This window comes from Actinosynnema mirum DSM 43827 (assembly GCF_000023245.1).
In the GTDB taxonomy this organism is placed as follows: domain Bacteria; phylum Actinomycetota; class Actinomycetes; order Mycobacteriales; family Pseudonocardiaceae; genus Actinosynnema; species Actinosynnema mirum.
Genome location: NC_013093.1, coordinates 4035801 through 4050317, shown reverse-complemented (window position 1 = coordinate 4050317; position 14517 = coordinate 4035801). Strand labels below are relative to the sequence as shown.

General features: G+C 75.4%; 14 protein-coding genes. 8 read left to right on the top strand and 6 right to left on the bottom strand.

Translation table 11 applies throughout. From position 1 onward, the window contains the following. The first annotated feature begins 87 nt into the window (after nucleotides 1-87). From AMIR_RS35845 to AMIR_RS35840, 6 genes are read left to right on the top strand one after another with little or no spacing between them, the layout of a single operon-like run. Nucleotides 88-1239, top strand: coding sequence for a hypothetical protein (locus tag AMIR_RS35845; RefSeq protein ID WP_015802266.1), 1152 nt, complete (start codon nucleotides 88-90; stop codon nucleotides 1237-1239). Next, entirely contained in the window at nucleotides 1236-1577 is a 342-nt protein-coding gene (locus tag AMIR_RS17370) for a hypothetical protein (protein ID WP_015802265.1), read from the top strand. The genes AMIR_RS35845 and AMIR_RS17370 overlap by 4 nt, the downstream gene beginning before the upstream one ends. Continuing rightward, on the top strand, nucleotides 1574-2344 hold the full coding sequence (locus AMIR_RS17365; protein WP_015802264.1) for an ESX secretion-associated protein EspG: 771 nt from the start codon (nucleotides 1574-1576) through the stop codon (nucleotides 2342-2344). The genes AMIR_RS17370 and AMIR_RS17365 overlap by 4 nt, the downstream gene beginning before the upstream one ends. Continuing rightward, complete coding sequence (locus AMIR_RS17360) at nucleotides 2341-2739, top strand: YbaB/EbfC family nucleoid-associated protein (RefSeq protein WP_015802263.1); 399 nt, start codon at nucleotides 2341-2343, stop codon at nucleotides 2737-2739. The genes AMIR_RS17365 and AMIR_RS17360 overlap by 4 nt, the downstream gene beginning before the upstream one ends. Continuing rightward, nucleotides 2736-3041 (top strand): type VII secretion target, encoded by a 306-nt coding sequence (locus tag AMIR_RS17355; RefSeq protein ID WP_015802262.1) that lies wholly within the window; start codon nucleotides 2736-2738, stop codon nucleotides 3039-3041. The genes AMIR_RS17360 and AMIR_RS17355 overlap by 4 nt, the downstream gene beginning before the upstream one ends. Further along, nucleotides 3038-4438 (top strand): hypothetical protein, encoded by a 1401-nt coding sequence (locus AMIR_RS35840; protein ID WP_015802261.1) that lies wholly within the window; start codon nucleotides 3038-3040, stop codon nucleotides 4436-4438. Before AMIR_RS17355 ends, AMIR_RS35840 begins: the two co-directional genes overlap by 4 nt. Before the next feature lie 55 nt (nucleotides 4439-4493). Here the strand turns inward: AMIR_RS35840 and AMIR_RS17345 are convergent, their stop codons facing one another. Continuing rightward, entirely contained in the window at nucleotides 4494-5564 is a 1071-nt protein-coding gene (locus tag AMIR_RS17345; protein ID WP_015802260.1) for an alpha/beta hydrolase, read from the bottom strand. A gap of 136 nt (nucleotides 5565-5700) precedes the next feature. Between AMIR_RS17345 and AMIR_RS17340 the strand changes: the two genes are divergently transcribed. Then, nucleotides 5701-7914, top strand: a complete 2214-nt coding sequence (locus tag AMIR_RS17340) for a helix-turn-helix domain-containing protein (protein WP_015802259.1) — start codon at nucleotides 5701-5703, stop codon at nucleotides 7912-7914. Nucleotides 7915-8044: 130 nt separating this feature from the next. Here the strand turns inward: AMIR_RS17340 and AMIR_RS17335 are convergent, their stop codons facing one another. Next, nucleotides 8045-9124, bottom strand: a complete 1080-nt coding sequence (locus tag AMIR_RS17335) for a coiled-coil domain-containing protein (protein ID WP_015802258.1) — start codon at nucleotides 9122-9124, stop codon at nucleotides 8045-8047. Between the two features lie 156 nt (nucleotides 9125-9280). Here AMIR_RS17335 and AMIR_RS17330 point away from each other — a divergent pair, with 156 nt between their 5' ends. Next, entirely contained in the window at nucleotides 9281-10510 is a 1230-nt protein-coding gene (locus tag AMIR_RS17330) for a tyrosine-type recombinase/integrase (RefSeq protein ID WP_143760761.1), read from the top strand. Between the two features lie 175 nt (nucleotides 10511-10685). On the opposite strand, the gene AMIR_RS17325 is transcribed toward AMIR_RS17330, so the two are convergent. From AMIR_RS17325 to AMIR_RS17310, 4 genes are read right to left on the bottom strand one after another with little or no spacing between them, the layout of a single operon-like run. Continuing rightward, on the bottom strand, nucleotides 10686-11525 hold the full coding sequence (locus AMIR_RS17325) for a carbohydrate ABC transporter permease (RefSeq protein ID WP_049796871.1): 840 nt from the start codon (nucleotides 11523-11525) through the stop codon (nucleotides 10686-10688). Further along, nucleotides 11522-12391: a carbohydrate ABC transporter permease gene (locus AMIR_RS17320; RefSeq protein ID WP_015802255.1), complete on the bottom strand. Its 870-nt coding sequence runs from the start codon at nucleotides 12389-12391 to the stop codon at nucleotides 11522-11524. The genes AMIR_RS17325 and AMIR_RS17320 overlap by 4 nt, the downstream gene beginning before the upstream one ends. 3 nt (nucleotides 12392-12394) lie before the next feature. Next, the gene (locus AMIR_RS17315; protein ID WP_015802254.1) at nucleotides 12395-13636 is read right to left on the bottom strand and encodes an ABC transporter substrate-binding protein; all 1242 of its coding nucleotides are present in this window, start codon (nucleotides 13634-13636) and stop codon (nucleotides 12395-12397) included. A 55-nt stretch (nucleotides 13637-13691) separates the two neighbouring features. Continuing rightward, nucleotides 13692-14516, bottom strand: a complete 825-nt coding sequence (locus tag AMIR_RS17310) for a glycoside hydrolase family 43 protein (protein ID WP_015802253.1) — start codon at nucleotides 14514-14516, stop codon at nucleotides 13692-13694. Between the last annotated feature and the right edge of the window lies 1 nt (nucleotide 14517).

The window sequence follows — 14517 nt, the reverse complement described above, 5'->3', positions numbered from 1 at the left end:
TACGTGTCCGGCCCCTGACCTGGTGGCGGCCGGGGCAGCGCCCTCACCCTCGGCGGCATGACGGACAGGCCAGGGGGGAGCTTGAGGATGATCGACGACTCGTTCGCTGCGGCGGTGCGGGAGCTTGACGCGTCCAGCCGGAGCGCCGTCGACGCGTTGCGCGCGGCGCTGACCGGTTCGGGTGGCGGTGGCGGTGGCACAGGAGGCCCGCCGCTGCCCGAGCGCGCCTCGTTCGAGGCGACCAACTGGGCCGCCTACAGCCACGAGGAACTGCACCGGATGTTGCGGGAGCGGGCGGACATCGGGGTGGTCGGCGAGATCGCCGCCGAGTGGAAGCGGCACGCCGAGGCGTTGACCGGGCACGCCGACGCGGTGCGGGGGCAGCGGGGTGCGCTCGCCGAGCACTGGCGGGGTGACGTGGCCGAGCGGGCCGCCGAGCGGATCGGGGAGTTGGCCGAGTTGATCGGCGCCATCGGTGCGCGGGCTGGGCTGGTCGGGCGGGCGGCGCAGGAGTCCGCGGACGCGCTCGCCCTGGCCAAGCGCACCATGCCCCCTCCGCCAGGGGGCACCCCCTGGGACGTTGCCGCTGGGGACGTTGCCGCGAGCAGCGGGGTGGTGTTCGCGGTTGGCGCGGTCGCCGCGGGTGGCACCAGCATGTTCGGCGCCGCCGCCATGGCCGGAGCCGGGCGGGCCCTGGCTGAGGAGGTGATGCGCGGCTACGAGGCGAGCCTGCACGGCAGCGACGCGCTCATCACGCCGCCCGTTCGCCCGACGACCACGCTCGTGGGCGCCGATCGAGTCGCCGTGGAAGCCACCGGAGCCACCGGAGCTGCGGGAAGCAGCAGCCCAAGCGGCTGCGTCCCGGCCGGCCACGCGGGCACGACCGCCGCGTCTGCCGCGGTCGGCGTGCCGTGGTCCCGGCTGCTGCACGCCGACGTGCCCTCGCCGCACCCCGGAAGCGGCCCGGCGCCCACCGCGCCACCCGGTTCGGGCGCGGCGGCGGCACTGCGCGCCGTGATCAACCAGCTCCTCGTCCCACCCCGCCCGGTCGCCCAGCCCACGCCACCCGGCACCCCGCCCCTGCCCACGCCGCCGCAGAGCACCGCGGGCGCCGAGGCCCGCACCCACAAGCGGCGGCAGCCGGACGCCGCCACGGATCTGTTCGACGACGACCGGCCCGCCACCAGAGCTGTCATCGGGGACACCCGGTGGGACGCCGCCCAGGGGAGGCAGGCATGACGGGACACGGCTACGAGATCGCGCTCCCGGAGCTGAACGCGCTGGTCAAGAGCCTCGGTGACGTCGCGGACGCGCTGTCCGCGCTGGTCGTCCCGGCCACCGCGCTCGGACAGCTGCCTCCCCTGCTGGGCACCGCGCCCCCGGCGCTGGCGATGGCCGACAGGCTCAGCGCCACCGCGGGCCAGGCCGGTCTGACCGGTGAGCTGAGCGCGGCGGACGACGCCCTGCGCGCCTACCACCGCACCCTCGTCACCACCCTGTCCGAGTACTCCGACCTCGACGAAGCCGTCTCGTCCACGCTGAACGCGGTCGACGCCGTCACCGGGGGCCACCGGTGAGCGCCGCGCGCTTCGCGCCTGCCGAGCTGGACCTGCTCACCACGCACGCGGGCGCCCCGATGCCCTACCCCGTGCGGGTCCCGAACCACGGCCGCACCGCCGGGGAGCGCGCCGCCGTGCTCGCCTCGGCGGGCGCGACGCTCATCGCGCGCGACCTGGCCGACCACACCGGCCCCACCGGTCTGGCGGGCGCGCTGGTCACCGCCCTGCGCGCCCGCCCCGACCCGGTCGACCTGGTCCTCACCGGCGGCGCGGACGGCCCGCGCGGCGTGCTGGCCCTGCGCCGGGAGCGGACCGCCGTGGTGTGCAGGCAGCCGCTCACCCCCGCGCTCACCCACCTGGTCGAGGTCGTCGAGGTCGACCGGGACGGCCTGGTGGACGAGCTGCTGCGGGACGTGCCCGCCCTGCCCGGCGCGCCCGTCGTCCCGATCACCCTGCCCTGCGAGGTGGTCGACGCGGCCTCGGGTGGCGCCGACGAGGACCGGTTGCGCGCGCTCACCCGCGACGCGGGCGGTGACCCGGCGGAGCTGGACCGGTTGGCCGTGCTGCTGCGCGGGGTGAGCGGCCGGGGACAGCTCGGCGCGACGACGAGGCGGGGTGGCCGCGTCGAGCTGTCCTGGCTCGACGGCGCGACGGGCAGGCTCCGGATCGACCGGGGCGCGGACGGCTGGGTGAGCGTGAACCCGCTGCACCCGAACGACGTGCGCCGCTTCCTGCGCGCGCTGACCGGTGACGTGGAACCGGATGACCGAGGAGGACGGGCGTGAACGCGGAGCAGTGGCTGGCGGACTACCGGCGGGAACTGGCGGGCGCGGCCGACGGCGCGGCTCGGGCAGGCGCTCTGCTGCGGCAGGTCGGCGGGCACGCCACCTCCCCGCGCGGCGAGGTGGAGGCGTGGGTGGGCGCCGGGGGCGCGCTGGCGCGGCTGCGGCTGTCCGCGCACGCCCGCGCCCTCGAACCGGACGTGCTCGCCGACCTGGTCGTGGCCACCGCCGAGGCCGCGCGGGCCTCGGCGGCCGGGCGGATCGCCGAGATCATGACCGGGTTCGTCGGCGAGGGCGCGGCGCTCGACGCGGTTCGCGAGCACCAGCCCGCCGCCGTGCGCAGGCGTGACGAGCAGGACGACGAGGACTACTACGCGAACCCCGGGGTGCGGGCATGAGCGGCTTCCACGTGGACCCCGAACAGCTGCGCAGGCACGCGGCCACGGTCGCGGGGGTCGCCGACCGGCTCGCCGGGGCGTCCGGACGTGCCCCGGACGGGGTGCCCGAGGGCGCGCTCGGCTCGTTCACCCGGTTCCTCGCGGCGGGGCTGTCCGACGCCGTCGGGCGGTCGGGCGCCGCGATCGGCAGCGCGTCCGCGTCGGTCGACGCGATCGGCGTCGCCGTCCGCCGCTCGGCCGAGGACTACCAGCGCGCCGACGACGACTCCGCCGACCAGTTCACCGAGGGGACCACCCGATGAGCGGCACGACGACCGGGACCCTGCTGGCCGAGCTGAGGGGCCTGTCCGCCGCCGTGCGCGGGCGGGAGTGGTCCGAGGGCGGGCGCGCGGAGGGCGACCTCGGGCTGCTCGGCGCGGCGGTCGACCCGCTGGCCGGGCTGGCGGACGCGGGCGTCGGCGTCCTCACCCCGCACGTGTCGTTCCTGTCCACGCCGCTGGAGCAGCTCCGGGGCGACGGGGGCGCGGTCACCTCGTCCGCCCGGGGCGTGCGGGAGGTGGCGGCGGACGTGGGGGCGCTCGCCGACGCGTTCCGGCAGGCGGCTGCCGCGACCGACGGGTGGAGCGGTGAGGCCGGTGACGCGCACCGGATCACCGGCGCGCAGGTCGCGGACGGCGTCAGCGCGCTCGCCGAGGCCGCCGCCACGATCTCCGGAGCGGTCAGCGGCGCCGGTGAGGAGGTGGTCGGGGCGCTGAGCGGCGTCGTCGGGAAGATCGTGGACGCCGTGCGCGAGATGGTGCCGGTGATGGCGGGCGGCATCGCCCGCGCCCCGCTGACGATGGGCCTGAGCATCGGGGAGGCGATCGCGACGTGCGTGGGCATCGCGGCCCGGTGCGGGGAGGCGATCGCCGAGATCATGGCGGACCTGCTGGCCTGCGGGGTGAACCTGATGAAGCTGGTCACGGCGGTGCTGACCGTCGTGCAGGCCGTGGTCGACCTGCTGCGGGACCTGGCGGAGCAGGCCGGGACACCACCGGAGACGACCAGGGGCACGGCGTCGAAGGACCTGGGGCGGGTGGAGAAGAGCACGACCGAGGCCGCCACGACTCCCGGACCCGGCACGCCGGAGGACGTGACCAGCACCGAGGACCCGAGCACCGGCGACGACCTGGCCACGACCGAGGACCCTGGCAGCACGTCCCTGGCCGGCACACCCGACCCCGGCACTCCCGACGACCTCGGCACCACCGAGCAGTCGGCCGCGCTGCCGCCGGGGACGACCACGAGCACCGGGGTGCTGTCCCCGTCCACGCCGGACCTGCGCGCGGGTGGTGGCCCCGCCACGGGCGCCCCGCAGACCGGCTCGGGTCCGTCCCCGTCCGGCGGCGCGCTCCCGGTCGCGGGTGCGGCGGCGGGCACCGGCGCCGCGAGCACAGGCACCGCGGGCGCGCGGCCGTCGGGCAGGCTCACCACGGTCCTCGCGAACAACCCGGAGGAACCCACCACCGGACCGGCGCCGACCGGCACCGGCGGCGCCGCGTCCTCCGGCTTCCCGGCCGTCCCGGCGGCGGGCGGCGCGCGCGGCCAGGGCGGCGAGGACACCGAGCACGAGCGCCGCTACCGCCTGGAAGGCGACCTCGGCCTGTTCGCCGCCGACACCGCGGTCGTCAGCGTGCTCGGCGCGGCCGAACAGCCGTGACCTGACCAGCGGCGACGGCGCCGGGTGGGCCGCAGCGGTCCACCCGGCGCCGTCGTCACCACTGCCGCGACCGCGCGACCAGCAACCCGACGAAGTGGTCCCAGTCGGCCTGGAGGCAGGCGAACTGGGCGTGCTTGCCCGTGCACCCCCGCGCCCACCCGCTGCCGTCGCCGTAGTCGACGAAGTCGTGCGCGATGCCCGCCGCCCGCAGGTTGGCCGCCGCCGCCAGGTTGGTCCGCCTGGCCCGGTTCTCCACCACCGCCTGCACCGGGTTGTCGAGCAGGTCCCCGCCGCTCCCGACGTACATCGCCACCCCCACGCCGCGCAGCGACGCCACGTGCTGGGCCGGGCTCTGCGCGTTCCACACCCCGTCCAGGGGCCAGACCGGCGGCCCGAAGACCGTGTCGGCGCCGATCGTGGGCACCCCGGACGCCGGGTTGAGCGCGGTCTCCACCACCGCCACGCGCTGCGCCTGGTCGAGCAGGTCCAGCCCGCCGGAGAAGCTGCCGAGGTGGCCGAACAGCTCCGGCCGGTGCTCGGCGTAGTGGAACGCCCCGAACCCGCCCATCGAGTGGCCCGCGATCGCCCGCCCCTCGCGCGCGGCGATGGTCCGCAGGTTCGCGTCGACGAACGGGATGACCTGGTCGAGGTGGAAGCTCTCCCAGTTCTGCGGGCCCAGCGAACCGGGGTTGACCCAGTTCGAGTACCAGCTGCGCCCGCCGTTGGGCTGCACGGTGATCAGCGGGGTGCCCGCCGTCGCCCGCTCGGCGAGCTGCCGGTTCCACGGGCTGTCGGGCCTGTCCTGGTTGCCGTGCAGCGAGTACAGGACCGGGTGCCTGGTCGTGCCGGAGGGGTCGTAGTCCTCGGGCAGGGTCACCACGACGGTGTGCTGTCCCGGCTTCTGGCCGGTCATCAGGGTCGGGGTGGGCACCTGGGTGGAGCGCACCGCGAAGCTGAAGCTGCGGTGGCCCCCGTCGAGCCAGGCGGGCTGCTCGACCACGGTCAGACCGTGGCCGTCGGTGAGGTGCGGGGGCTCGGGGGCGGGCTGGGCGGCGGTGGCGGCGGGTGCGGGGGCCATGACGGCTGCCAGCGCCAGCGCTGCGGCGATCCTGCGGTGCGGGGTCATGGGATTTCCTCCAGGTCGGGGTCGATCGCACCCTCGCTCTCGCGCCGGTTCGCGGACCAGGTCAGGGACCGGACAGTTGTGTCCGGTCCCGGCGGTAGGGTGGCCCGTCCGGAGATCGTCGAGGGGGCGCACCGAGGTGACCAGCGAGTTAGGCCCTTCGCTCCGCCGGGCGCGGCGTTCGGCGGGGCTCACCCAGGAGCAGCTCTCGGCAGCTTCCGGGATCAGCGTGCGGACCATCAGCAGGCTGGAGAACGGCGCCGACGAGAACGTCCGGCTCGACACCCTGCGGCTGCTGGCCGACGCGCTCGGGCTCACGCAGGCGGAGCGCCGTGAGCTGATGGCGGGGGTGGTGGCCGGGGAAGCCGCCGTCCCGACCGGTCCGCTGGCGGTTGCGGCGCAGCAGCTCGCCGAGGTGCTGCGGGGGCGGTGGCTGCGGGAGGTCGAGGCGCGGGCCGCGCACCACCCGTTCCCGCTGCCGGTGCGGTGGCGGGCCGCGCCCGGGGAGCTGGTCGACCACTGGGCCAACGTGCTGGGCGCGCCACCGGGCGCGCAGGTGCGGCCGGTGGCGCTGGCGGGTGACCTCGGCCAGGTCGTGGACGTCTACCGGTCGGTGCCCTCAGGCAGGCTGGTGGTGCTCGGGCGCGCGGGTGCGGGCAAGTCGGTGCTGGCCCTGCGCTTCGCCCTGGACCACCTGGACGTCCGCGCTCCAGGTGACCCGGTGCCGGTGGTCTTCAGCGTGGGCGCGTGGGACCCGAGCGCCACCGGACTGCGGGACTGGCTGGTGGCGCGGCTGCTGCGCGACCACCCCGACCTGGCCGCGCCCGCCCCCGACGGCACGGCCCTGGCGGGCGCGCTGGTCGACGCGGGCCGGGTGCTGCCGGTGCTGGACGGGTTCGACGAGATCGCCGGGCGGTTGCGCGGCCCCGCGCTGACGGCGCTCAGCGCGACCTCGCTGCCGGTGCTGCTGACCAGCCGCCCTGACGAGTACCGGGACGCGGTCGAGCGCGCGGGCAGGCTGTCCGCCGCCGCGGGCATCCGGGTCGAGGATCTGACGGTCGCCGACTCGGCCGAGCACCTGCGCCGTTCAAGCCGGGCGGGCCGCTGGGAACCGGTGCTCACCGCCCTGCGCGAGCGCCCAGGCGACCCGGCCTGCGTGAACCTGACCGCCGTGCTCGGCACGCCGCTGATGGTCGTGCTCGCCCGCAGCGTCCACGGCGACACCGGTGAACCGCCCGAGGCCCTGCTGGACCGCACCCGGTTCCCCACCGCGCGCGAGCTGGAGCGGCACCTGCTGGACCGGTTCGTGCCCACCGCCTACGGCCCGCACACCGGGGGCCGCGGGGAGACGCCGCAGCGGGCCCGGCGCTGGTTGGGGAACCTGGCCCGGCACCTGGAGCGGCTGGACACCCCGGACCTGGCGTGGTGGCAGCTGGAGTCCGCGCTCGGCCGACCGGCGCGGCTGCTCGGGGCGGGGCTGGTGTCGGCGGTGACGGCGACGCTCGCCACGCTGCTGGTGTTCCTGCCGCAGTACGTGGTGGCCTTCGGGTTCGAGCGCGGGCTGCGGGCCGTGCTGGTGGAGGCGGTGCTGTTCGGACCCGTGGTGGGGCTGGGGGTCGGGCTGGCGCACGCGGTCGTGGTCGCGCGGGGCGGTGGCGCGTTCGAGCCGTCGCGGGTGCGGGTGCGGCTGTCCGGGTGGCGTGGGCCGGTGTTCGCGCGGCGGGGGAGCGCGGGGTTCCTCGGCGGGGTCGCGGTGGGGATCGCGCAGCAGCCCGCGTCGCTGCTGGCGCTCGCCGTGCTGGGCGCGCTGCCGGGGTCGCTGCGGGAGCAGGTGCGGATGGCGGTGGTGGACGCGCTCGTGCTGGGCCTGGTGTACGGGGTGGCGGTGGGGGCGGTCTTCGCGCTCACCTCGGTGCTGGAGGCGCCGGTCGACCTGGACGCGGCGCTGAGCCCGTCCGCCGTGCTGCGCACCGACCGCACGACCGTGTTGAGCCGGGTGGCCGTGCTCGTGCCGGTGTTCGTGCTGGCGATCGCGTTCGGGGGGACGCTGGTGACGGCGCTGCTCCAACCGCTGGTCGGCCCGCTCGTCTGGCCGCTGGACCAGGGGCTGTCCTTGGGGCTTACGGGTGCGCTGACCTGCGCTTCCGCCTACGTCTTCACCTTCACCGCGTGGGGCCGCTGGCTGCTGTTCACCCGGTTCTGGCTGCCGCTCACGGGCAGGTTGCCGTGGTCGGTGCTCGGGTTCCTGGACGACGCGCGCCGCCGGGGCGTGCTGCGGCGGACCGGGGCCGTGCACCAGTTCCGGCACGCGCGGTTGCAGGACCAGCTCGCCGAGGTGGCCGAGAAGACGTGATCAACGGGCATCCTGGGACACCACCCATTTTCGTCACGGTGACGTAAGAAGTGGTGAGGTGGGGGGCGTGACCGGGTAGGAGAGCGCGGTCCCGACGACGTGGTCGGGACCGCACGACCGCTCGGGTGGATCAGTGGTCGGGGCGTTCGCGGGTGAGCGCGGCCACCGCCTCCAGGGTCTGGCGGGTCACCTCCGGCTCGTCGGACGCGCTGTGCGCGCCCGCCAGGACGGCGACGCGGTCGACCACCCTGCGGTAGTGGTCGTGGGCGCGTTGCAGGGAGTCGGCGCGTTCGGTCTGGGCGCCCAGCTCGGCGGCGCGCCTGTCCTGCTCGGCTCGGGCCTGGTCGAGCTTCGCCTCGGCCTCGGCGGTGATCCGCTCGACGCGCTGCTCGGTCTCCGCGCGCAGTCTTTCCGCCGTGGCCTCCGCCGCGACGAGCCTGGTGGTGCGCTCGGAGAGCTGGTTGCGCAGCGAGGTCAGCTCGGCGCGCAGTTCGGCCGCCTGCTCGCGCGCGGTCACCTGGGCCTCGGTCGCGGCCTGCACGCGCTGGTCGGCCGACGCGGTGATCGCGGCGACCGTGGCCGCGGCGGTCGCGGTGGACTGCTCCGCCTGGTGACGGGCCGCGTCCCGCTCCGCCGTGACGCGGGCCAGGTCCAGGAGCGCGCCGCGCTGGACGGTCTCGGCCTCCTCGCGGCGCTTCATCGCCGCCGCCTGCTCCTCGCGCGCGGTGCGGGCGTCGGCCAGCGCCTCGTCCCTGGCGGCCTCGGCCGCCGCCTTCGCCCCGGTCGCCTCGGTGACCGCCTCCGCCGACCGGGCCGCGACGGCTTCCGCGTGCTCGCGGGCCTGACGCTCCTGCGCCGCCTCGGCCTTGGCCCGGTCGACCTGCTCGGCGGCCTCGCGCAGCTCGGTGGTGGTGGCGCCCTTCAGCTCGCGCAGGGCCGCGCCCAGCTCCTCCAGGGGGTGCAGGACCTGGGTCGCCGCGGTGACGAACACGCTCGTCGACCCGGACAGGTTCGGCGACGGGGGCGCTTCCAGGGCCTCCGTCAGCGCGGCTTCGGCCGCCGCCAGCTGCTTGCACGTGTGACCGCCCGGCCACGCGCGGTCCGGGCAGTACTCGAACGGGCGGCCTCCCCTCGGTCCGGGCGGCGGGAGCGGGGCTTTGCAGCGCGCGAAGGCGCAGAGCGGGGTTTTTTCCGCGGGAGTGACCGGCACACGCAAGATCCTAGTAATGGGTTACGCAACTAGCAACCGGTAGTTGTAGATAACTAACCCCAACTATACTCAGCTACAGAAGTGTGCTTTTGTAGCTAAGTTGAAAAGTGGGTAGGGTTGAGCTGGGAAGATCACCTAGAGGTAGGGGCGCGTGCGGTGAGTGACGTTGTGCTGGTGGGCGGGGCGCCTGAGCTGCGGGGAGAGGGTGACGCGGGGGGTGGGCCGTGGCCTGGGGTGGCCGACCCGGCGGCGCTGGTCGGGGAGATCGCGGAGTGGTTGGCGGCGTACGGGAACAGCGCCACCCGGCGGACCTACGCCGAGGGGGTCGGGCTGCCGGTCAGCCCGAACGACGTGCGGGAGTGGTTGGACATCGCCGAACCCGCGTGGACGCGCGCCGTGATCCGGTACAGCGCCGTGCTCCAGATCAACCCCGCCCCCGCGACCGGCGAGCACCGGCCGCCGCCCGCACCCCGAGGGCGGCTGCGGCACCTGCACTGGTTCCGGTGGTGCGCCGGGCTCGGGATCGATCCGCTCACGGCCGGGTCCACGCAGGTCAAGGCCTGGCTCGCGCAGCTCGACGCCGCCGGGGCGGCCGTGGCCACCCGCGACCGGATGCTCGCCACCGTCAAGGCGCTGTACACGCACCTGGCCGACGTCGGGCTCGCCGAGGGCAACCCGGCCGCGCTCGACCGGCGGCGGCTCGGGCTGGTCGCCCCGCGCGGCAACGCCACCAGCACCGTCACGCTCACCATCGGCCAGGTCCGCGCGCTCTACGACGTGGCGCGGGCCCCCAGGCGCGGGGCCTCCGAGGTCGACACCGCGCGGGCCGGGGCCGTGGTCGCGCTGTTCACGCTCGGGCTGCGGGTCAGCGAGATCTGCGGGCTCGACCGCGCCGACCTGCACGTCAACCGGGGGCGGCGGGCACTGCGGGTGGAGGGCAAGGGCGGCAAGACGCGGATCGTGTACCTGCACTCGCTCGCCGAGACCGCGCTCATGGGCTACCTGCGCACCCAGGAGAGCCGGAGCAAGGAGCTCACCCGCGCCGACCGCAGGGCCACCGCGCACACCACCCCGCTGCTGACCACCCGCACCGGCAACCGGTACCAGCGGCAGGCGCTCTGGCAGCTGCTGCGCAGGCTCGCCGAGAGCGGGGGAGACGCGCTGCTGGACGTCGCCGACGCCATGCACCCCCACGCGCTGCGGCACTTCTACGTCACCACCGCCGTCGAGGCGGGCGCCGAACTGGGCAACGTCCAGGCCGACGTCGGCCACAGCAGCATCGACACCACCAGCCAGGTCTACAACCACGCCGCCCGCGACCCGTCCCGCAGCGCCGCCGACCTGGTCGGGCAGGCCCTGGACGCCCCGGTGCGGGACGGGTGGTGACCGCCGTCGGCCGAGACCGATGGGCGCAGCTAGCGTCACCGTGACGTAAGTGGCTGGTGTGGCTGGATGGGCGCGAGGTACGCCAGAACAGCCCTGCTGACCCCGGAAACCGGGGGATGTGCCGTCCCCTCGAGCGGCACATCCCCCGGCGGTCTTCGGCGGCCCGCCCCTCCTCCTACCGGCCCGCGCCCGCCGTGATGCCCGCGACGATGTGCCGCTGCAGCGCCAGGAACACCGCCACCAGTGGCGCCGCCGCCAGCACCACGGCCGGGAACAGGGTCGACGGTTCGAAGCCGTACGGGCCCACCAGGGCGTACGCGGCCGGGGTGACCGGGCGCAGGGTCTCGTCGTCCAGGACCAGCATCGACACGATCAGGTCGTTCCACACCGCCAGCACCACGAACACCGCCATGGTCGCCGTCGCCGGGCGCAGCAGCGGGAACACCACGGCGGTGAACAGCCTCGGCGTGGAGCAGCCGTCCAGGACCGCGGCCTCCTCCAGCTCCACCGGCACCGCCCGCAGGAAACCGCAGTAGAAGAACACCGCGAACGGCAGGTTCAGCGCCGCGTGCGCCAGCACCGCCCCCAGGTGGGTGTTGATCAGCCCCAGGTCGCGCAGCAGCAGGTACACCGGGGTGAGCACCACGAACACCGGCACGGTCAGCCCGGCCACGAACACCTGGTACAGCGCCCCCGTCCACCGCCGGACGTGCCTGGTCAGCGCCCACGCGCACAGCGACCCCGCCAGCACCGTGAGCACGGCCGCGCCCCCGGTGACCACCAGCGTGTTCAGCACCGCCCTGCCGTACCCCATCGCCTCGGCGGCCCGCCCGTAGTTGCCCCACGCAGGCGTGCTCGGCCAGCCGAGCGGGTCGGCGGCGACCTCGGCGTCGGTGCGCAGCGACGCCACCACCGCGAACGCCAGCGGCGAGAGCACCACCACCGCCACGGCCACCAGGAACACCGCCGCCACCGGGTGGCTCGACCGCCGCGCACCGGACCGCCGCGCGCTCACCACGTCACCTCCCGCCGCCGCAGCACCAGCGTGATCACCAGCGACGCCGCCACCGTCACCCCGAGCAGCGCCGTCGCCACCGCCGTGCCGTACCCGAACCGGTAGTCGCGGAAGCTGCTCTCGTACACCAGCAGGCTGAGCGTGCGCGTCGCGTCCCCCGGCCCGCCCCCGGTCATCACGAACGGCAGGTCGAACACCCGCAGCGACCCGATCACCGACAGGGTGACGTTGATCGTCAGCGCGGGCGCCAGCAGCGGCCAGTCCACGTGCCAAAAGCGCCGCCACCCGCGCGCCCCGTCCAGCTCGGCCGCCTCGAACACCGGGGTCGGCACGGCCAGGTACCCGGCCAGGAAGATCACCGTCGCGTGCCCCAGGTACATCCACACGGTCGCCACCGCGATCGCGGGCAGCGCCGTCGCCGGGTCCCCCAGCCACACCCGGCGCAGCTCGTCCAGGCCGAGCGCGCCGAGCAGCGCGTCCAGCGGCCCGCCCACCGGCGAGTAGACCTGCGCCCACACGTACCCGACCACGACCACGGCGGTGGTGCTGGGCACCAGCAGCGCGACGCGGGTGAGCGAGCGCACCGACGGCACCCGGTGCAGCCAGTGCGCCAGCAGCAGCGCCACCCCGTTCTGCGCCACCACCACGACCAGGGTGAACAGGAGCGTGTTGCGCAGCGCCGCGCCCACGGCCGGGTCGGCCAGCAGCGCCCGGTAGTTGTCCAGGCCGACGACGCGCCCGCCGACCACGCCGCGCGCGTCGGTGAAGCTCAGCGCGACGCCGCGCACCGCCGGGTACAGCAGCAGCGCCGCGTAGAGGAGCACGGCGGGGGCGACGAGCGCCAGCGCGGTGCGGGTGCGCAGCATCCCTCACCCCCGCGCGGGCATCCGGTCGAGGGCGGCGAGCACGTCCCCGGTGGGGGTGGTCGGGTCCAGGAACACCTCCTGCAGGGCGGTGCCCATGACCTCCTCGGCTCCGGGGAAGTCGAGGCCCTGCGCGGGCGATCCGGCCCAGCGGCCCGCGTCGAAGGCCGCCACCAGCGCGGACGCCTCGGCGGGCAGGGTCGTGGTCCCGCCGACGAGGGTGGAGAACGCGCCCTCGGCCTCGCAGTACAGGCGGGCGTTGCCGGGTTCGGCCATGAACTTCACGTACTCGCGGGCCAGGTCGGGGCGCTGGGCGTCCGCGTTGACGGCCCAGCCGGTGCCCACGAACGTCACTGCCACCGGCTCGCTCCCGGCCGGGCCCGCGGGGATGGGGCTCAGGGAGAAGCGGAAGCCGAGGTCGGCGCGGAAGTCGGCGAGCTTCCACGCGCCCTGGATGAGGAACGCCCAGCGGCCCGCCTTGAACTCGGTGAGCGCGTCCGACCAGGCGTCCAGGCCGAGCATGAGCCTGCCGTCGACCGCGCCGGAGGCGACCGCGCGCTTGAGCTCGTCCACGACCGGCGCCCAGTCCGGGCCGAAGCGGGCGCGGCCGGTGTTGTAGTCGGCGCTCCAGGTCGGGGCGAGCCGGTTCACGGCCAGCGCGAGCGCGAGCTGCACCCCGCCCCAACCGCCCTTGTTGGGCACCAGCAGGCCGGGTTTGCCCTTCTCGCGCAGGGTGTCGAGCGTGGCGAGCAGGGTGGGCCAGTCGCGGGGGACCTCGGTGATCCCGGCCGAGGCCAGCAGGTCGAGGTTCGCGTACAGGCCGATGCCGATGTTCTCCTGGGTGAACTGGCGGGTGCGCCCGTCGACCGTGGTGAACGGCGCCAGCTCCGGGTGGACCGCGGGCACCCAGGGCTGGTCGGACAGGTCGGCGAGGTAGCCCTGGTCGGTCCAGGTGCGCGTCTTGGCCTTGTCGACCATGATCACGTCGGCGGCGGTGCCGGACGCGAGCTTGGGGTTGTTGTACGTCTCGTAGTTGCCGGGCCCGACGTAGTGGTGCTCGACCCGCACGCCGGGGTGGGCCCGCTCGAAGGCCGCGTTCAGCTCGGGTAATCGGGCCTCCTCGCCGCCGCCGCCCTTCCAGCCGACGACGGTGAGGACCTCGCCGCCGTCGGCCGGGGCGGCGGAGCAGGCGGGCAACGCGGGTAGCAGGGCGATCAGGACCGCCAGGGCGGCCGGTGTCGTGCGCACGGTGTGCTCCCCTCTTCCGCGCGTTCCCCGCCCGTCTCCGGCGGGCGCGCGGGCTCTACGGCACCACGAGCACCGAGGCGTGCCGCATCCCCGGCGGCATCCCGATGTCGGTGGGTTCCCAGGTGGACATGTCGTCGGCGCTGGCCAGCGCGCCGTAGCCGTCGTCGAGGAAGTGGTCGAAGATCAGCACCCACTCGTCGCCCCTGCGGAACAGCGACGGCCCCTCCACGGGGCTGGGCGTGACCGGGCCGGTGGGCTCGCCGAGCGGGCCGTACGGGTCGGTGAAGGTGGTGAGCAGGATGTTCTTGTGGTCGGTGCCGGGGGTGTTCTCGCCGCGCTCGTCCTTGAACGCCATGACGTAGCGGCCGTCCGCGCGGGCCACGGTCGCGTCGATCACCGGGTAGCCGGGGTCGAAGAACACCCGCGGCGGGGTGAACTCGGTGAAGTCGCGGGTGGCGGTGTGCCAGATGCGGTGCTCCTGGTTGGCGTGGTGCCAGTCGTGCTCGTCGTCGGCCGGGTCGACCACCGAGGACCACAGCAGGTGCACGACGCCGTCGTCGTCGGTGAACGCCTCCGGGGCCCACGCGTTGCGCGCCCCGGTCACCCCGGCCATCGGTTCCAGGAGGCGTTGCGGCGACCAGCGGCGCAGGTCGGGGGAGGTGGCGTGCACGATGCGCGGGCTGGACCAGCCGTCGGTGGCCAGCAGGTGGTACAGCCCGTCCGGGCCCAGCAGCAGGAACGGGTCGCGCAGCGTTCCGGTGCCGACCTGCCCGCGCAGCACCGGTGCGCCGTCGTCGAGCGGGGTGAACTCGTGGCCGTCGGGGCTGGTGGCCACGTGCAGCGCCTCGTGGTCGGTGGTGAAGTAGGACAGCACGTGCACG